This window comes from Frankia sp. AgB32 (assembly GCF_023243045.1).
In the GTDB taxonomy this organism is placed as follows: domain Bacteria; phylum Actinomycetota; class Actinomycetes; order Frankiales; family Frankiaceae; genus Frankia.
Genome location: NZ_JALKFX010000030.1, coordinates 35,671 through 53,200, shown reverse-complemented (window position 1 = coordinate 53,200; position 17,530 = coordinate 35,671). Strand labels below are relative to the sequence as shown.

Genomic DNA, 17,530 nt, shown 5'->3' with positions numbered 1-17,530 from the left:
GGGCCGGCCGGACCGGCCGCGGCAGGTCCACGCGTGGCCGTTCGTGCATGGTTTCTGGCCGGAGCTGCGGAGACGGTCATATCTCGTCAGCGTACAACGGAGTTAGCGGCGTATTACGCGGATCCACGGCGCGCCGGCCGCGACGAGAGACGACGAACGAGGAGTGGCGATGAACATCGACGACATGGTGCTGGTGAGCATCGACGACCACGTGGTCGAGCCGCCCGACATGTTCCGCAACCACGTCCCGGCGCGGCTGGCCGACCAGGCCCCGCATGTCGTCACCAACGACCAGGGCATCGACGAGTGGATCTACCAGGGCCGGGTGACCGGCGTCAGCGGGCTGAACGCGGTGGTGTCCTGGCCGGCGGAGGAGTGGGGGTTCGAGCCGGCCGGGTTCGCCGAGATGCGGCCTGGGGCGTACGACGTCCACGACCGGGTCCGCGACATGGACCGCAACGGCATTCTCGCCTCGATGTGCTTCCCGACGTTCGCCGGGTTCAGCGCGGGCCATCTCAACCACTACAAGACCGACACCACCGTCGTCATGATCCAGGCGTACAACAACTGGCACATCGACGAGTGGGCGGGCGCCCACCCGGGCCGGTTCATCCCGCTGGCGCTGCTGCCGACCTGGGATCCGCAGCTCATGGTCAACGAGATCCGCCGGGTCGCGGCGAAGGGCTGCCGGGCGGTCACCCTGCCCGAGCTTCCGTACCTGGAGGGGCTGCCGAGCTACCACGACCTGGATTTCTGGGGCCCGGTCTTCCAGGCGCTGTCCGACCACGGGATGGTGATGTGCCTGCACATCGGCACCGGATTCGGCGCGCTGAAGCTCGCGCCGGACGCGCCGATCGACAACATGATCATCCTTGCTACCCAGGTCTCCTCGCTGAGCGCGCAGGACCTGCTGTGGGGCCCGGCGATGCGCACCTACCCGCATCTCAAGTTCGCCTTCTCGGAGGGCGGGATCGGCTGGATTCCGTTCTACCTGGACCGCTGCGACCGGCATTACACGAACCAGCGCTGGCTGCGCCGGGACTTCGGCGGCAAGCTGCCGAGCGAGGTGTTCCGGGAGCACGCCCTGGCCTGCTACGTCACCGACCCGACGTCGCTACGGCTGCGCCGGGAGATCGGCATCGACAACATCGCGTGGGAGTGCGACTACCCGCATTCGGACTCGATCTGGCCGACGGCCCCGGAGTTCGTCCACAACGAGCTGACGAACGCCGGCGCCACCGACGCGGAGATCGACAAGATCACCTGGCGGAACGCCTGCCGGTTCTTCGGCTGGGACCCGTTCGTCGAGCTGCCGAAGTCCCAGGCGACGGTCGGTGCCCTGCGGGCCACCGCGACCGATGTGGACACCGCCATCCGCTCCCGCAAGGAGTGGGCACGCCTCTACGCGGAGCGCCAGTCCGCCTGACGGCAAAACCGAATAGATAGGCTCACCCGGTTGATAGTCGAAAGAGGGGGCTGAACAGGGTGACGAGTTCCATCGGAGAGCAGCCGTCAGGTCAGTGGTGGAAGTCCCTCGCCGCGCGGCCCGTACCGGTGGATCTGAAAACCGACCAGGCGCATTCGGCCCGGATGTACGACTACTACCTCGGCGGGAAGGACCACTTCCCCGCCGACCGGGAGGCGGCCGAACGGGCGCTGACGGTCTTCCCGAACGCGCGCCTGGTCTCCCAGCAGAACCGTGCCTTCATGGTCCGCGCCACCCGTCACCTGGCCGGCGAACTCGGCATCCGCCAGTTCCTCGACATCGGCACCGGCATCCCCACCTCGCCGAACCTGCACGAGGTCGCCCAGAGCGTCGCCGCCGACAGCACGGTCGTCTACGCCGACAACGACCCCATCGTGCTCGCCCACGCCCGCGCGCTGCTCACCGGCGACGCGCGCGGGCACACCGCCTACCTCGACGCCGACATCCGCGACGTCGAGCGCATCCTGACCGCGCCGGCCCTGCGCGGGGCCCTCGACCTCACCCGTCCCGTGGCCATCTCGCTGGTCGCCGTGCTGCACTTCCTCAGCGCGGACGACCAGCCCTACGACATCGTCGGCCGGCTCCTCGACGCGGTGCCGGCCGGCAGCTACCTCGTCGCCACCCACGGCACCGCGGACTTCGACCCGGGCGCACGCCGCCTGTACGAGGCCTACCGGGCGCGGGGCATCCATCTGCAGTCCCGCGACCGCGACGAGTTCGGCCGTTTCTTCGCCGGGCTGGACCTCGTCGAACCGGGCGTCACCGTCGCGCACCGGTGGCGGCCCGACGACGCCGTGCCGCCGGACCTCACCGACGCCCTGGTCAGCAACTACGCCGCCGTCGGCCGCAAACCCTGAGACGCGGGGTCCGTGACGACGTTCAGACGACCGTGCCGAGCGGGAGCCCGGCGTGGTCGGCCACCAGGAGCTGCGCCGCGCGGTGGGCGGCGTCAGCCAGAAGATGCTCACCCGGACCGTGCGCGCCCTGGCGCGCGACGGGCTCGTCGAGCGGACCGTGCACGCCGCCGTCCCACCTTGTGCGGACTACGCGCTGACCCCGCTCGGGCGCACGCTGTCCGCGCAGATCTCCGGGCTGCGCCGGTGGGCTACGCCCACGTCGACGAGGTCGAGGCGGCCCGCGACGCCGACGACCGCCGCGCCGGTCAGGTTTCGGCCGACCCGGCGCCGCCGGCCTGAGCGACGCTCAGGCGATGGTGAGGACCGTGTGCTCGGGCAGGATCTCGGTGATCTTCCCGGGGATGCGGAAGACCGCGTGCGGGGTGCCGGCGGCGGCCCATACCTCGTCGAAGTCGAGCAGGTCCTCGTCGACGAACAGGTCGGACGACTCCCGGTGACCCAGCGGCGGAACGCCGCCGATCGGGAAACCGGTCACCCGCCGCACGAACGCGACGTCCGCCATGGCGATCGGATGGCCCAGGGCCGCGCCGACCCGCGCCACGTCCACCCGGTTCGATCCGCTGGCGAGCACGACGACGGGCGCGTCGGTCGCCGTGTTCCGAAAGACCAGGGACTTGACGATCTGCCCCTTCAGGCAGCCGAGGGCCCGCGCGGCCTCGTCCGCCGTGTGCGTGGAGTCCGGCAGCTCGGTGACCGTCAACCCCAGACCGCGTTGTTCAAGGAATTCCTGGAACTGCCGGGCACGTTTGCTCAGGCTCACGAGGCGTCTGCTCCATCAGGATGGCGGACCGAATACCTCCAGGTGCCGGCCGACCGTACCAATCCGATCGATGCTCCGTATTCGCTTTCGCAAGTCTCCGGCGGCGCCGGCCCAGCCCGGCGCCGCCGGCGCGGCCGGCGCGGCCGTCAGCGGGGAAGGTCCGCGTGGCGTTCGAGGAACTCCCCGGCCGCGGCCGCGGTGCCGAGCGGCAGCCCGAACAGCAGAAAGCGGTCCACACCGAGGTCGGCGACCGCACGCGTCGTCTCGACGCTCACCTCGGCGGGGTCGGGAAACATGTAGGTGATCTCCAGGCGGCCCAGCCTGGCGGGCCGCTCGACGTCCCGCGCGGGACACCACGCCGGCGAAGTCCACGTACTTCCCGTGGTATTCCGGCGCCGGATCGGTCCACAACGACGTCATCGCGTCGAGGTACTCGTCGACGCGGGCACCACGGCCGGACGGGTCGATGCCGATGGCGCGCATCTCCGGTTCCAGCCAGCCGGCGCCGACCCCGAGCAGCAGCCGGCCACCGCTGAGCACGTCCAGGCTCGCCGCCTGCTTCGCGAGAACCAGCGGATTGCGCAACGGGAGAACAAGAATGCCGGTGCCCAGTTCCAGCCGTTCGGTCGACGCGGCCACATAGGCCAGGTCGACAATCGGATCGAGAATCGACTCGACGGGATCCGTCGCCGACGCCGGCCCGGTCGGCGTCGGTACGACGACGTGGTCACCGGTCCACCACGAGTCATACCCGAGCTGTTCCGCCCGGCGCGCCAACGCGGCGGTGTCCGCCCCGGTCGCCGCCACGCCCATGTTCAGACCGTGCACACCAATCCGCATGGAGCCTCCCGCGTCCGGGCGCCGTGCCCCTGCGGCACCGGCCGTCCCCGTCCACCGTGCGATGCCCCCGGAAGGCGTTCAGCACCCCTTGCCACAACCGAAAGGCACGGCTGCCCATGTTCCGGGATCCGCAGTACGTCCCGGCGGACCGTCAGCCGTCGGCGGGGTAGGCGGCAAGGACCCCGGACGTGTCCGGGGTGTCCGCGATACCGACATCGCCATCGACGACAAAGGGAGCGGTCCCTGGCGCGGTGGCGCGGTCCGCTCCTGTTCGCGCGTCGAGAATGACCGGTCCGCTCCTGGTGTATCCGTAGACTGCGCCGTGCCACACGGTGGTGACGGTGGGTGCCACCCGGTTCGCCTTGTCGTCCGGAAGGCTCCACAGCCACGCGTGTGTGGTGGCGTCGAAGGCCGCGGCCCACGCATCGCCGTATACGGCCGGCTGCGAACACACGGTCACGGACGTGCCGTCGTACTCGCAGGTGACGTCGGAGACGGCGCCGCTGCTGCTGTCGAGGACCGCACCGGTCGCCGGGTCGATGAGATTGAGAAAGTTCGCCCGTCCCGCGGTCTCGCCGTAGGCGACCACAGTCGTGGGACCACCGGGAAGGATCGTCACCGAGCGGGCTTCGTCGGATTTCGTCCAGCGGATGCTGCCGTCGGAAAGCGACAGTCCGGAGGTCTTCGCCGGATAGGACTCGCCCGGGAGTTCGCCGACGACGGTGGAGCCGACGACGGCACGCGCGGCGAAGTCGTCCTGCTTCCAGAGGACCTTTCCGCTGGTCGCGTCGATGGCGTAAGTCGTGGCGTCGGATGAGTCGTCGGTGACACGGACGACGACGGTGTGCTCGTCGCTGAACACTGGCGCTGCCACCACCCCGTAAGGCGGCTCGCTGACCCACTTCTCCAGTGGCACCACCGCGCGTGCGGCAGCACGCAGGCCTGGCACCTCGACCCCGACGAGCTCGAGAGCGGGCTGCTTTGGTGTCGTGCCGCTGCCCGGCATGTCGACGACGAAGGCGGTATAGAGCCGCCGGTGGCCGCCAACCGTCGTGGACAGGGGCCGCTGCGCGGGATTGTCACCGACGAATCCGGAGGGCTGGTAGGGCTCGCTCTGTCCTGACCGTGGGGTGATCGGCGAGTCGAGCTGCTGGCCGGTACGAGTGTCTACTGCCAGGAGACGGTCGGTGGCGGCGATGTAGGCGAGGGTGCCGACGAGCACCACCGGCAGGGGCCGCCGAGCACTGCCGTCGAGCCCGATGAGGCCCTGCCCGGTCTCGGGTGGCATCGGCACCGCACCCGTCTGGCTGAAATGAACCGGCGGGTCGTAGTTCCGGGCCGGAGGCAGGGTCTTCGTCGCCGGTCCCCCGGCGCTGGCGCTCGTGGCGGGGAGATCGGGAATCAGCGGGCCGGAGCCGCTGCCGCAGGCAGCCAGCAGGAACAGCAGTGATGTCGCCGCTGTCAACAGCCGAGTGGTATGACGCACCAGGCGTGATCCCCCATTTTATTCTCCCCCGATTTTATTCAGAGAGTTACGAAATGGCCGCTTAATGACATTATCACGTCCTGTTTGCGTGAGGTGACAACATTGGCTGATCGGCTGGCGCCGTGGACGGGTGGCTCTGGGTGGCCGGCCTGAGGAGACTGGGACGGCCAGGCGTTCGACGGCATATCGGGCGCCGCGAGCCAGGAGGCCGACGTGAGCTGGTGGAGCGTTCTGGGTCCGATCCATTCCAGCGTTCAGGTCGACGAGATCGTCGGTGTGGCGAAGCCGTGACGATCGGAGTCGACGGGGTGCGGGTCGGGCACTGGACCGATCCGGTGGGGCTGACCGGCTGCACGGTCGTGGAGCTGCCGGCGGGGACGGTGGCCTCGGGGGAGGTGCGCGGCGGGGCGCCGGCATCGCGGGAGCTCGACGTGCTCGCGCCGGGGATGCTGGTCGCCGCTGTCGACGCCGTGCTGCTCACCGGCGGTTCCGCGTTCGGGCTGGCCGCCGCCGACGGGGTGATGCGCCATCTCGCCGAGCGCGGCCGTGGGGTGGTCACCGCCGCCGGGCCGGTCCCGATCGTCCCGGCGCTGGCCCTGTTCGACCTGGCGGTCGGCGATCCCGACGCGCGGCCGACCGCCGAGTCCGGCTACCTCGCCGCCGCCGCCGCCTTCGCCGGCGAGACGTTCGCCGGCGAGACGTTCGGCGGCGAGCGGCCGGCGCTGCGCGGGGCCGTCGGCGCCGGGACGGGGGCGCGCACGGGAAAGTGGCGTGGCCGCACGCCGCTTCGGCCCGGTGGGCTCGGCCACGCGGTCCGCCGGGTCGGCACGCTCGCCGTCGCCGCGCTGTGCGCCGTGAACGCCCACGGCGACATCGACCACGGCGACGGCCTGGCCGACCTCGACGCGGCGGCGCGCGCATGGCGCCCGCTGGCCCTCGCGGGCGGCCGGGGTGACACGACCATCGGCGTCGTCGTCACCAACGCCCGCCTGGACAAGGCCGGCTGCCTGATCGTCGCCCAGGGCGCCCACGACGGCCTGGCTCGGGCGATCATGCCGCCGCACACCCGGGTGGACGGCGACGCCTTCGTCGCCGCCGCGACCGGGCAGGTCGAGGCCGACGTCGACCTCGTCCGCCTGCTCGCCCTCGCCGCCGTCACCGACGCCATCCGCTCGGTCGACGCGCCGCCCTGACGCCGGCCGACCGGCCACACGGACCGGGTCAGACCGTACGGACCGGGTCAGACCGTACGGACCGGGTCAGACCGTACGGACCGGGTCAGACCGGACCGGGTCAGACCGTGGGCAGCTCGGTGGACGGCGCGTCCCCGGCGGGCAGTCGCGCGGCGAGTTCCGTCAGCCAGCCGGGCCGTGGAATCTGGTACGGCCGCAGGCGCGCCTCGGTGTCCTCGTCGATCAGCAGCGCCTGACCGTCGCGCAGGCTGTCGGTCCGCCGCCCGACCAGGCTCTGGATGCGATGGTCGTAGGTGTGCGGCTGCCAGCGGGTGAGCACCGGGCCGAACTCGTTGAGATATTCGCTGTGGATGCGCCGCTCCGCGCTCGGATCCATCGTCGCGACGACGAAGACACCGACCTCCGAACCCTGCGACAGCAGCACGTCGAGCGCCATCCCGAGTCCGGCCGGGCGGAACCGCGGCGAGTCCGCCAGACCCTGGGCCGGACGCAGACCGTTGAGCAGGACGAACCGGGCGTCCTGCGCGCGGCCGGCCGGGAAGGCGTCGTCCGCCAGGCGCCGGCGCACCTCGTCGGCGAGCGCGACCAGATGCTCCTCGGCGTCGCGCACCGCGATGCGGCGCAGACCGGGCAGGAGTACCTCCAGTTCGGCCTGCACACCCGGATAGCGGGAATGGGAGGCCGCGCCGGTGAAGTCGATCACCGTGACGGCGTCGGCGGTCGCGGCTGTGCGCCCGAGGCCGGCGGCGGCGAGGGCGGTGACGACCGCGACGAGCACGCCCACGTTCGCCTCGTCGTCGCCGATCGCCAGCAGGCTTCGGCGGGGGCTCGCGGAGAACGCCACCGACACGGGAGCCGTCAGGCCCATCGGCTCGCCCAGCCAGACCCGGACCGGATCGGTCGGCCCGCGCCCGGCCCGGCGGTACTCCGCGCCCGCGTGGGCCTCGAAGACCCCGTCGCGGGTGAGATCGCCCGGCCGGTGGCCGTCGTACACCATGGGCTCGCGGGTGAATCCCCGGGCGTGCGCGAGCCGGCTCATCCGATCCAGCGCGTCCGCCCGCGCCAGCCGGTCCTGGAAGGCGACCTGGAACGTCGTGTCCCGGCCGACCTGGCCGTACTCCGGGTTGTAGATCGCCTCGCCGCGGGCGGTGAGCAGGCTCGCGGCGACATTGTTCTCGGCCAGGATGCGCCGGCTGATGTTCTCCGGGCAGCGCAGCGCGATCCGCACCGCCATCTGGCTCGGGACGCCCTCACCGAGCTGGACGGGGCTGCTCGGGGTCTGCGAGGCCATCAGCGTGCCGATGCCGAACGCCCGGCCCTGGCGAACCAGGGAGCTCAGGCAGGCCCGCGCCGCCCGGGCGATGTGGTCGTCGCCCTCGAACAGCACGTGGTACTCGTCGATGATCAGTAGTGCGCGGGCGAAGCGCGGCTCGGCCCGCAGCGGATCGTCGGCCGGCGCGGCATCCCACGCCCGGCGGTAGTCGGCGAGGTCCTGCACCCCGTGCTGGGCGAACAGCAGCTCGCGGCGGCGGGACTCGGCGAGCAGGCCCTGCATGGTCTCCAGGCCGAACTCGCGCTCGCTGTGCATGGACACCACCCGGGCGTGCGGGAGGCGGCGCACCGCGTACTCGGAGAACTCGACGCCGCCCTTGAGATCGATCAGGTAGAGCTCCAGCTCGTCGGGGGAGTAGACGGTCGCGGCGGAGATGATGAGCGTGTGCAGCAGCGTCGACTTGCCGGACCCGGTCGTACCGGCGATCAGGGCATGCTGCCAGGTGTCCTCGCCGAGCCGTAGTGCCTGCACGTCGTCGAGGCCGTAGAGGCCCAGCGGCGCGACGAGCAGGCCGCCGGCGTCGCCCTGCCACCAGGTGGCCGGCTCCTGCGGGCTGATCGCCGTGGTGGCGCCCGGGACGCCGCCGTGCTCGGGCCGCGCCGTCGCCGGCAGCAGCGCGAACATCCGTTCCACCGAGACGACGACCAACCCCGCGTCGCGGGCGGCGTCGGCAACCCGCTCCACGACGGTGCGCAGCGCCGCCGACCGCTCCCACCGGCCTTCCCGGGGGCGGGCGAGTTCCAGGCCCCACGCTCCGGCGCTCGCCGGGCCGAACGCGGCGGGCCCGGGCAGCACCCGGCCGTCGGCGGTGAGCTCCAGGTGGTGCTGATGGTCCGGGTCCTCGTCGTTGATGGCGAGCACGGTGTAGACGCCGCAGGCCGGGCCGTTGGACATCACCTGATCGACGCGGATGCGGCTGTCCGCGGTGGTGAAGCCGCTGGGGAAGTCGAACAGCACCACCAGGTGGTAGGGCTCCGGGCGGGCGGCGACCCGATCGTTGTACTCGGTCAGGGTGTCCAGCCCGTTGGGGCCGAGCATCTCGCCGTGCACGCGCATGATCCGTCCGACCAGGGCGGCGAGCCTGCGCTCGATGTCGATCGATTCGGTGAGCGGCTTGTCCAGCAGCTTCACGTCGTCGGAGTTGAGCCCGGCCAGGGTGCGGACGCTGCCGCCGAGCGAACGCGGGTCGATGACGGTCAGCCGCAGCTGCCCGGGCGGCACCGCGGCGAGCAGCCGGCAGATCACGCCGAGGATCGCGTCGGTGTGCTCCGCGTTGTCCCGGACGGTCCGGATGACCAGGTTTGTCGCCGCTGGGAAGCGGAACAGTGCCGGCACCGCGATCGGCTCGTCGGCGAAGCCCTGCCGGGTGTGGTCGCCCAGGCGCACGGCACCGAGTGGCCGCGCGGGTGTCCGCCAGTCACTCCAGTCCGTGTCCGCGGGCCGGTCGATCTCGTCCAGCTCGGCGACGGTGGCCGCGAGCTCCGCGCGCAGCCGGGCGAACTGGGCCTGCCAGCGCCGCCGTGCGGCGGTGATGGCCTGATGGTGATCGTCGACCGCCTGCTGGCCGGCGAGCCGCGCCTGCCGTTCGGCCTGCGCGTCGCTGTCGGCGATGAGCTGGTCGGCGCGCCGGACGGCGGCCACCGCCATGGCGACCCAGTAGCGCCTGCTGCGCCAGATCGAGCCCAGCTTGTTCGCGGCCTCCGCCAACAGGTCGAGGGTGTCGGGCAGGTCGAGGGTGTCCATCGACGCGGGCGGTCGTCGCGGCGCGTGCCGCTGCTGTTCGGCCCGTTCCCACAGGTGAACGCGCGAGCCGAGGGCCTCGTGCGCCTGGGCGACCAGCGGGCGGACGTTCGCGTCGCGCCAGCGGGCGTTGTCCCGCTGCTCGGCGGAACGGGCCGCACTGATCTTCGTGCGCTGCGCGGTGAGGCGCGCGTCCGCCGTCTCGGTGGCCCGCGTCGCCTCCCGTTGGGCGGCGTCGATCTGGCCGCGCAGTCTGTCCAGGCGGTCGATGAGGGGGGCTGGCTCATCCATCCTCGGTCCTCCGGGTGCTGTCTCGTTCGGAACCTTCGAGGTCGCGAGTGATCCCGCCGACGGCCGTGCTGACGTCATCGGCGGCGTGGGCGATGCCGCGCAGCCGCTCGGCGAGCGGCTCGGCGAACGCGTTGCGGTAGCGGTGGCCGACGTCGTCGGCCCAGTGCTCGGCGAGAAGGCCGAGGCCGCCGCCGAACGCCGAGCTCAGGTCGATCAGGCTCGCGGCGACTCCGGCGACTCCGGTGACCCCGCTGGCGCTGAGGCCGAGCTGCGTCGCGAGACCCAACGGCCCGACGAGGCCGCCGCCGAGGCCGGACAGCGCGACGGCGAGCGCCGCCGCGGGGGCGGCGGCCCGGGCGATGGACGCCTGCGCGGGCAGGTCGCCGAGATACTGGTCCAACAGGTCGGTCTTGATGGTGAGCAGGAACGACGCATCGGTCGCGAGCTGCTGGAACATGCTGATCCACTCGGCGACGGCGGCGGCGTTCGCCACCTGTTCGCCGACGCGGCCGCACAGGGCGCCGGCGGCCCGGGTGCCGCGCTCGGCGCCCAGCACGGCGGCGATCGCCTTCTCCAGTTCCGCCTGCACCCGGGCGAGCGCGCGGCGGGCGACGGTGACCCGCTCCCGCGCCCGCGACACCGCCGCCTGCTCGGCGCTCGTGTCAGGGTGGTGCTCGGTTCCGTCGGCATCCCGCCAGGTCTGCGAGCGGGCTCGGTCCAGCGCGGCCTGCGCCTCGGCGACGGAGCGCTGGGCGGCCTCGATCTCACGCTGCGCGCGTTCGACCTCCGTCTCGGCGAGGTGACGGGCACGGGTCGCCGCGTCCAGCCTCGCCCGGTGGCTGGCCAGGTTGCGGTCCGCCCGCCCGGCCGTCTCGGTGAGGCAGCCGGTGATCTCCAGGGCCGCGGAACCGAGCTGGGCCGCGGTGCTCACCAGCAGACCCAGGTGCGCCGTGAGCACGGTGGGATCGACGACGACCACCATGGCGCGTCCTTCGACGCCGTCTCGCTACCGGTCGGCCGCCTAGAGGCCGGGCCCGCCGTCGAGGTACTCGTGCAGCTTCGCGCTCTTGCCGCGCAGTTCGGGCGCCACCTGGACGACGGCCTCAAGCAGCGAGTGAAGATGCTGCGCGTGCTCCGTGACCAGGTCCCGGAACTTCTCCTTCTGGATGTCCTGCCAGTGCAGCTGATCGAAGCGCGTCTGCAGGCCCCGGAGTTGTTCGGTCACCGTCTCGCCGAAACCCACGACGAGGTTGGCGAACTCCTCCAGGTCTTTCGGATCGGTGTTGATGATCGTGGACACGGGGCCTCCACATCGAGGTGGACAGGTCGGACAACACACGACACCCGGCTCCGTGGAACGTTCACGCCCGCCGGCTTCCCCCGAAGGCCGCGCTGGTGAATCGGACTGACGGTGATCGCCCCGGCGCCCGCTGTCGTACCCGGCCATGCTCGCAACTGGGGAAGGACCGCGCGGGGTTTCCGGCAAAGTCGGCTTTCCTCGTCCACCGTCGGACAGCGGACCGGTGGAATCGCCGCGCGACGCCGCGGGACCGTCCGTCCGGCGCCGCGCGACCGCGGGCGGCGGGACATCAGACCGCGCGGGCCAGGGCGGTGCCGAGGAAGGCGAGCTGGGCGGGGGCGACCGAACGCCAGTAGGCGGGGGTGTGGCCGCCCGTACCGAGGCTGTACTCGCTCGGGTGCAGCTGTGCGACGGCCTGGCGGGAGACCGCGGCGAAGGGGTCGGCGGCGCCGCAGTCGATGCGGTAGGCGACGCCGGGCGCGGGCGGGGTGCCGAGCACCTCGTGCGCGGCGAAGTCGGCGGCCGAGTCGAAGGCGCCGGGGGCGCTGGCGCCGTAGGTGTGCCACATCGCCGGGCTGCTCGCGGCGGCGGCGACCACCAGCTCGGGATGACGGCGGGCGAGCAGCAGCGCGCCGTAGCCCCCCATCGACCAGCCCAGCACCGCGAACCGGCCGGTGCGCAGGCCGGCGGCGGCCAACCGGGGAAGGACCTCACCGAGAATCATCGTCTCCGGGTCGTCGCCGGAGGAGCGCCGGTGCCAGTAGGTCGTGCCGCCGTCCAGGGTGACGAGAACGAACGGCGCCGTGCCCGCGCGGATCGCCGCCGGGAGCAGGCCGTCGAGCCCGAGCAGACCGACCGCGCCGCGGGCATCGTCACCACGCCCGTGCAGCACCAGACAGACGGGCAGCCCCCGCCCGCCACCCGCCGGGGTGACGACCGACATCGCCACCTGGCGGCGGCGCGCGGCGCTGCGGAACGTCGTGGTGGTGACCGTCGCGGGCCCGGTTGCCGCCGCGGCGGCGGTCAGCGCTTCGTGGGTGCCGGCGCTCGGGCCGGGGGCGGGGGTGGCGGGGCTGCCGCCGACGGCGCAGCCAGCGGTCAGCCCGGCGAGCAGCAGTGTCCGCCGGCTCGGTCCCATGGCGGCGATGTTCCCAGCCGACGCCGTCCACCCGATCGGGGGGCCTGCGGCCGCCGGCTGGTGCCACCGGGGGTGGGGCTTCCCCGCGGCGGTACCCCCACCCCGCGCCGGGCTGGCGCGGGCCGCCGAAGGAAGCATGGCCGGTCTTCGGCGATAATCCGATGTGCGCGCTTTTTTGTTCGTCTGATCGACGTCTAGCGAAATAAATTCATCAAACGATATGGGTCTGGCCACTGTTCGTCCCAGAGTGGTTCCGGTGAGGGACGGTGGTCGAGTGACCGACGATGACGACGACTGGGCTCCGCCGCCCGTGCACCACGGCGGCGGGTATCCGGTGGTGGCCGCCCTGGACGCGTACGAGGAGGCCATTGCGGCGCTGACGATCGGTGTCTGGATGCCGGACATGGACGAGATCGACGCGGCCGTGACGATCCTGCACCGCATGGACATCGGGCAGCGCAGCCCGGACATCCCGCTGCGGCGGGTCGTGCACCGCGCGCTGGCCGAGACCTATCCGCTGCTCACCGTCTGGCGCGGCCGCCCCCTGTACCTGTACGCGGCGGTCAAGACGGTGCAGCTGCTCGCCTCGGCGCCGCCCAACGAGCAGAACGCCGCCGCGGCCCGCGCCGCGTGGGAACGCCTCGCCGACCTGCTGCGCGCCGTGACCGCCACTGTTGGCACGGTCTGAGCGCCCGCATCGGCGTCACCGAGCACCGGCAACACCGAGCACGGGCAACACCGAGCACCGGTACAACCGAGCGTCCAGACGGCGAGCGCCGCCCCGCACACGGCGGGGCGGCGCGACGGGGCTGATGGCCGCGACCGCGCGTCGCGGGCGGCGTGGCCTGAGGACGGTGGAGGCCGCGTAGCCGGCCGTGAACGGATGGTCGGGTCAGGTCCGGCGGTCGGTGGGGCGGTCGGCGAGGACGTAGGTGGCGGCCGCGGCGGCCGCGCTGACGGTGAACACCGACGGCCAGGCGCCGAGCTTCTTCGCGAGGGGGTGGGCCACGCCGAACGCCGCGGTGTAGGTGCCGAGCAGCACGCCGGTCAGCACCGGGCCACGGCTGCGCAGCCAGGACCGCCCGCAGACGGTCCCGCCGACAGCCAGGACGACACCGGCCAGCTCGCGGCGCCCGCTCAGACGAGCGGCGGAGTACCCGCCGATGAGGCTTGCGGCGACGACGGGCGCGGTAGGTAGCGATGCCATGACCACGGAGGCTACGCCCGGATCGGGGCGGGCGGGCGAGGCCCAACGTCGCCCCCGGCGGGCCCGCTGGTCCCTGCCGGCACGGCCCGGGCGGCCGGCCGCAGGTCGAGCTCGCGGGGCTGCCCGATCACGGCGGCGCCGTGGCCGCCGGGCGGCCGCCGGGCGGGCGGCGGGACGCCCGAGGAGAGGTAGAGGGAACGTGCCACCGAGGGCGCCGTCCGCCGGGCGGCAGCGGCCGGTCAGGCGCCGGCGCGGCCGGTGGTCGTCGACGTGGCGGTCGACGTGGTGAGCGTGCGGGGGCCGAGGAGTTTCGCCATCAGGTGCGCGGCGACGGTCTCGGCCGGGTAGCGGGCCGGGTTCGCCGCGGACACGCACGTGGGCAGGCACTCGACGATCGCGTCGTGGTTGCCCTCGCGGAAGAACGCGATCGAGCGGCGCAACGCCGGGCCGCGCCGCGCCGGCGGCGGCGGGACGACCCGGTGCAGTGTCGAGCGCCACCGGTCGTTCGTCCAACGGGCCAGCAGATCCCCGATGTTGACGATGAACGCGCCCGGCACCGGCCGCACCGGGTACCACGCCCCGTCCGGACCGAGGATTTCCAGGCCGGGCACGTCGTCAGCGAGCAGGATCGTGCACGCCCCGTAGTCGGTGTGGGCGCCCATCCGCAGCTGGCCGGGCGCCGGGTCGGGTGAGCCGGGCTGGCGCAGGTAGCGGTTGGCGCGCATGACGTTCGGCGCCCGGCCGGTGCGGTCGGCGAAGTAGTCCGCCGGCAGGTCGAGCGCGCAGGCGAACGCGGCCATGAGCCGGGCGGCGAGCCGGCTGAGCGCGTCGAAGTACGTCACCCACACCGACCGCATCCGCGCCGGCTCCGCCGGCCACAGGTTCGGCGCGAACATCCGGTGCGCCTCGCGCTCGTAGTACGCCTCACCCGCCGGCCAGGTGTCGACACCGATGTTGAACGCCTCGAACAGGTCCGGCAGCGACTGCTCGGCGCCAAGACTGTAGGCGAGCGCCTCACTGCCGTACGGCGCGTACCCGCGGTTGACCTCCGGCGACGACGGCCGCAACGCCAGCTTCTCCTCGACGGGACGGTCGAAGAACTCCGTGGTGACGGCGAGCATGTCGGCGATCAGATCGTCCGGCACACCGTGCCCGACGATCTGGGTGAAGCCGACCGCGGCGCACACCTCGTCGAGACGGCGAGCCACCGCCCGCCGCTCGTCCGCCCGTCCCGCGCCGTCCGGTCCGGTCCACGCCGAGACGTCGACGACCGGCACGAGCCCGCCGCCCGCCGACCCGAACGCCGCGGGCCTGGTGGTCGTCGCGTCCTCGCTGGCCCTCGCGTTGCCGGCCGTCGCGTTGCCGGCCCTCGCGCTGACGGTCGTCGCGTCGTCGGTCATCGGTCGTCACCTCGGCTCGCGTCGGCATCTCGGCCGACCAGAACCGTAGAGGACTCCGGTTTCCGCGAGGTCACGCCGGCCCGGGGGCCGGTCCGAGGGCCGGTCCGGCGTCTCGACGCCGGCGGGAGCCGTGGCGCGGGCGGGCTCTGAGGGTCCGCCCGCGCGGGCGCGGCTCGGATCGCATGACGTGAATCAGTCGTGCAGCAGCGGGTCGCCGAGGGCCGCGTCGAAAGCGAGGTGCCGGTGGTGCAGGCCCGGCTCGTTGCGCCCGAAGACCAGTTCGGCGCGGGCGCCGGAGGCCATGGCACGCTGGATCTCCGCCGCGAGGCGATAGTCCTCGTCACGGACGGTGGCGTGGGCGTATTCGAAGATCTCGCCGGCGCCCTTTCTGGTGGCCTCGTCGCTGAGGTCCATCGGTGTGGCGTTCTGATGGTAGGTCACCGAGTGGCCCGGCTCACGGCCCGGGTAGACCCGGAATACCTCGCCATTGGCCACGGTGGCCGACAGCACGATGTTCGGGTAGAGCGCGTAGATCACCGCGAGGTTGTGCAGCGGCTCCCACGAGTCCTCTGGTTGCTCCGCGATATCCGTGATGTGTCGGAGCGGAAAAACCAACCGGTGGTGCGGCCCGAACGAGTCGAACAGCGCGCAGTTGCTGCGGGCGATCAGACCGAACGTGTCCTTGTGGACGGACGCGAAATGGTAGTTCTCCGCGAACGTGTCCAGCGCGAACTTCCAGTTGATCTGGGTGTCGAGCACCTTCTCGCCGATCGGCGCCCAGTTCCCGATGTTCCAGGACTCCAGCTCCGGACCGAGATCACCGAGGTGATCGGCGATGTCCAGCGGGCCGGCGGCCGGGTCCAGGCCGACCCAGAGGAAGCCGGAATGCTCGGCGGCGGGCAGCTCGGTGAGGCCGACACCGGGCCTCAGCGTCTGCGGGAAGCCGTCCTGGCCGGGGCCGCCGACGTACTGGCCCTCGTTGTTGTAGACCCACGCGTGGAACGGGCAGACGAACCGCTCGGCCTCGCCGCAGCCCTGGGCGACCGGCGCCTGCCGGTGCGCGCACACGTTCTGGAAAGCACGTACCTGGCCGTCCGCGGCACGGGTGAGCAGTACCGGAACGTCCATCACGGTCTTTGTGCAGAAGGTGCCCGGCGTCGGCAGCTCGGAACGATAACCGACCAGTTGCGGAGCGCGCCGGACGAGTTCCCGTTCGCGGTCGAATCGATCGCGGTCGGTATATGCGGCGGCGGGCTGACGGCGCTCCGACGCAGTCATGTCCGTGGTCCGGTCCGTTGCGATTTTGAGTGCCCGTCGAGTCAGGTCGATGAGCTCGTAGCGGTCGATCGGATGCCTCCCTGGAACGGCGGACATGGCCGGTGCGCCGTCGGTGGTGGCGACGCACGATCCCATGTCCCGGTCGGTACGAAATGGTATGTGGCGCCCTTCGGTGACCGTCGCTCCGGGATAAGTCCTCATTCTGACAGGGAGGGATGTGTTGCATTGCGTGCCGTCTGCCGCCCACGCCGGCCGGGATCATCCGTGATGCGTGTTCATGTAACTGCCCAGGGTGACGTTCTGGGTGTGGGGAGGGATCCGGGTAACCGAGCCGATGCGGGGCAGGGCCGGGGGTGTCCAGCACAGCCGAAGCAGGTCAGAGGAGTGCAGTCAGGTGGCGAGTGATCTCGCGGGCACCCGTGTCGCGTTCCTGGTCGCGCCCGACGGCGCCGGACAGGTCGAGCTCACCGAGCCCTGGGCCGCGGTGCGTGACGCCGGTGGCGAGCCGGTGCCCGTGTCCACCCGGCCCGGACAGGTCCAGGCGTTCCACTCCAGGCGTTTCACCACCTCGACCGCGGCGACCACTTCGACGTAGACGAGACGGCCGACGCGGCAGACCCGGGCGCCTTCGACGCCCTGCCCGCGGCGACACCGAGGCCGCCCGCGCCAGCGCCGACGAGCCGCGCTGAGCGCCAGGCCGGTCCCACCCGCGCGCCGCGGCCGCCCGGCCGAATCCATCCCCCGCGGGATGTGCGCTGATTCCACGAGCATGTCGGAGAGCGCCCACCCCCGGTATGCCGACTTCCCGGGCCGGCGGGCTGTACGGGTATCCACGTAGCGCGGCAATATCGATGCGATGGGTAATGGGGTGCACGGCGTAAACCTGGATGGCGGCGCGCCCGCGGCGGCGTTCGCCGGCGTGATGATGGTGCTTCGGCAGCGCACGGCCAGTGCCCACCTCCGCCTGGAAAAGGCACTGGAACTCACCGACCCTGACCTTTCGGTAAGCCACTACCGTGATGTTCTCATGCGGATGCACGGTTTGGGTGACGCGTTGGAGCCCAGGCTCGGCGCCTTGTTGGCCGGCCCTGGTTCGCCGTTGCCGGACGTTCTTCGGCTCGTACGGCGCGGACGTCGGCCGCCGCTGGAACTGCCACCCTG

The 17,530-nt window shown here is 72.2% G+C and carries 15 protein-coding genes and 1 pseudogene; 6 read left to right on the top strand and 10 right to left on the bottom strand.

The genetic code is table 11. The annotated features are described in order from the left end of the window. Positions 1-169 precede the first annotated feature (169 nt). From MXD60_RS11970 to MXD60_RS11960, 3 genes and pseudogenes are all read left to right on the top strand, one after another. Complete coding sequence (locus MXD60_RS11970; RefSeq protein WP_248819105.1) at positions 170-1,426, top strand: amidohydrolase family protein; 1,257 nt, start codon at positions 170-172, stop codon at positions 1,424-1,426. A gap of 59 nt (positions 1,427-1,485) precedes the next feature. Further along, complete coding sequence (locus MXD60_RS11965) at positions 1,486-2,343, top strand: SAM-dependent methyltransferase (protein ID WP_248819104.1); 858 nt, start codon at positions 1,486-1,488, stop codon at positions 2,341-2,343. Positions 2,344-2,446: 103 nt separating this feature from the next. Further along, a pseudogene (locus tag MXD60_RS11960) lies at positions 2,447-2,539 on the top strand (HxlR-like winged helix-turn-helix transcriptional regulator); the annotation flags it as partial. A gap of 150 nt (positions 2,540-2,689) precedes the next feature. On the opposite strand, the gene MXD60_RS11955 reads toward MXD60_RS11960, so the two are convergent. The 3 genes from MXD60_RS11955 to MXD60_RS29370 all read right to left on the bottom strand — a co-directional run bounded on the left by MXD60_RS11955 (position 2,690) and on the right by MXD60_RS29370 (position 5,489). After that, positions 2,690-3,163, bottom strand: coding sequence for a YbaK/EbsC family protein (locus tag MXD60_RS11955; RefSeq protein ID WP_248819103.1), 474 nt, complete (start codon positions 3,161-3,163; stop codon positions 2,690-2,692). A gap of 15 nt (positions 3,164-3,178) precedes the next feature. After that, positions 3,179-4,003, bottom strand: a complete 825-nt coding sequence (locus MXD60_RS11950) for a TIGR03619 family F420-dependent LLM class oxidoreductase (protein WP_248819102.1) — start codon at positions 4,001-4,003, stop codon at positions 3,179-3,181. 151 nt (positions 4,004-4,154) lie between these two features. Next, entirely contained in the window at positions 4,155-5,489 is a 1,335-nt protein-coding gene (locus MXD60_RS29370) for an outer membrane protein assembly factor BamB family protein (protein WP_248819101.1), read from the bottom strand. A gap of 287 nt (positions 5,490-5,776) precedes the next feature. On the opposite strand from MXD60_RS29370, the gene MXD60_RS11940 reads away from it, so the two are divergent. After that, positions 5,777-6,682, top strand: a complete 906-nt coding sequence (locus MXD60_RS11940) for a P1 family peptidase (RefSeq protein WP_248819100.1) — start codon at positions 5,777-5,779, stop codon at positions 6,680-6,682. A 100-nt stretch (positions 6,683-6,782) separates the two neighbouring features. Here the strand turns inward: MXD60_RS11940 and MXD60_RS11935 are convergent, their stop codons facing one another. The 4 genes from MXD60_RS11935 to MXD60_RS11920 form a co-directional block, all read right to left on the bottom strand. Then, the gene (locus MXD60_RS11935) at positions 6,783-10,046 is read right to left on the bottom strand and encodes an FtsK/SpoIIIE domain-containing protein (protein ID WP_248819099.1); all 3,264 of its coding nucleotides are present in this window, start codon (positions 10,044-10,046) and stop codon (positions 6,783-6,785) included. After that, a complete protein-coding gene (locus MXD60_RS11930) occupies positions 10,039-11,028 on the bottom strand; it encodes a hypothetical protein (protein WP_248819098.1) in 990 nt (329 codons plus the stop codon). The genes MXD60_RS11935 and MXD60_RS11930 overlap by 8 nt, the downstream gene beginning before the upstream one ends. Positions 11,029-11,067: 39 nt before the next feature. Beyond that, complete coding sequence (locus tag MXD60_RS11925; RefSeq protein ID WP_248819097.1) at positions 11,068-11,346, bottom strand: hypothetical protein; 279 nt, start codon at positions 11,344-11,346, stop codon at positions 11,068-11,070. Positions 11,347-11,635: 289 nt separating this feature from the next. Next, positions 11,636-12,484 (bottom strand): alpha/beta hydrolase-fold protein, encoded by an 849-nt coding sequence (locus tag MXD60_RS11920; RefSeq protein WP_248819096.1) that lies wholly within the window; start codon positions 12,482-12,484, stop codon positions 11,636-11,638. Positions 12,485-12,758: 274 nt separating this feature from the next. Here MXD60_RS11920 and MXD60_RS11915 point away from each other — a divergent pair, with 274 nt between their 5' ends. Continuing rightward, positions 12,759-13,172 carry a response regulator gene (locus MXD60_RS11915; RefSeq protein ID WP_248819095.1) on the top strand — a complete coding sequence of 138 codons (414 nt, stop codon included), beginning with the start codon at positions 12,759-12,761 and terminating at the stop codon, positions 13,170-13,172. A gap of 204 nt (positions 13,173-13,376) precedes the next feature. Here MXD60_RS11915 and MXD60_RS11910 read toward each other — a convergent pair whose 3' ends face one another. The 3 genes from MXD60_RS11910 to MXD60_RS11900 all read right to left on the bottom strand — a co-directional run bounded on the left by MXD60_RS11910 (position 13,377) and on the right by MXD60_RS11900 (position 16,369). After that, the gene (locus MXD60_RS11910; RefSeq protein WP_248819094.1) at positions 13,377-13,691 is read right to left on the bottom strand and encodes a hypothetical protein; all 315 of its coding nucleotides are present in this window, start codon (positions 13,689-13,691) and stop codon (positions 13,377-13,379) included. A gap of 239 nt (positions 13,692-13,930) precedes the next feature. Then, entirely contained in the window at positions 13,931-15,091 is a 1,161-nt protein-coding gene (locus MXD60_RS11905) for an isopenicillin N synthase family dioxygenase (protein WP_248819093.1), read from the bottom strand. Positions 15,092-15,283: 192 nt separating this feature from the next. Continuing rightward, positions 15,284-16,369, bottom strand: coding sequence for an aromatic ring-hydroxylating oxygenase subunit alpha (locus tag MXD60_RS11900; protein ID WP_248819092.1), 1,086 nt, complete (start codon positions 16,367-16,369; stop codon positions 15,284-15,286). 394 nt (positions 16,370-16,763) lie between these two features. On the opposite strand from MXD60_RS11900, the gene MXD60_RS11895 reads away from it, so the two are divergent. Further along, positions 16,764-16,964: a type 1 glutamine amidotransferase family protein gene (locus tag MXD60_RS11895; protein ID WP_248819091.1), complete on the top strand. Its 201-nt coding sequence runs from the start codon at positions 16,764-16,766 to the stop codon at positions 16,962-16,964. The last annotated feature ends 566 nt before the right edge of the window (positions 16,965-17,530 follow it).

Excerpts from the sequence above, each read along its gene's own strand:
- MXD60_RS11970 (WP_248819105.1), top strand. The coding sequence starts at position 170 with ATGAACATCGACGACATGGTGCTGGTGAGCATCGACGACCACGTGGTC.
- MXD60_RS11950 (WP_248819102.1), bottom strand. The coding sequence starts at position 4,003 with ATGCGGATTGGTGTGCACGGTCTGAACATGGGCGTGGCGGCGACCGGG.
- MXD60_RS11935 (WP_248819099.1), bottom strand. The coding sequence starts at position 10,046 with ATGGATGAGCCAGCCCCCCTCATCGACCGCCTGGACAGACTGCGCGGC.
- MXD60_RS11930 (WP_248819098.1), bottom strand. The coding sequence starts at position 11,028 with ATGGTGGTCGTCGTCGATCCCACCGTGCTCACGGCGCACCTGGGTCTG.
- MXD60_RS11920 (WP_248819096.1), bottom strand. The coding sequence starts at position 12,484 with ATGGGACCGAGCCGGCGGACACTGCTGCTCGCCGGGCTGACCGCTGGC.
- MXD60_RS11910 (WP_248819094.1), bottom strand. The coding sequence starts at position 13,691 with ATGGCATCGCTACCTACCGCGCCCGTCGTCGCCGCAAGCCTCATCGGC.
- MXD60_RS11905 (WP_248819093.1), bottom strand. The coding sequence starts at position 15,091 with ATGACCGACGACGCGACGACCGTCAGCGCGAGGGCCGGCAACGCGACG.
- MXD60_RS11900 (WP_248819092.1), bottom strand. The coding sequence starts at position 16,369 with ATGACTGCGTCGGAGCGCCGTCAGCCCGCCGCCGCATATACCGACCGC.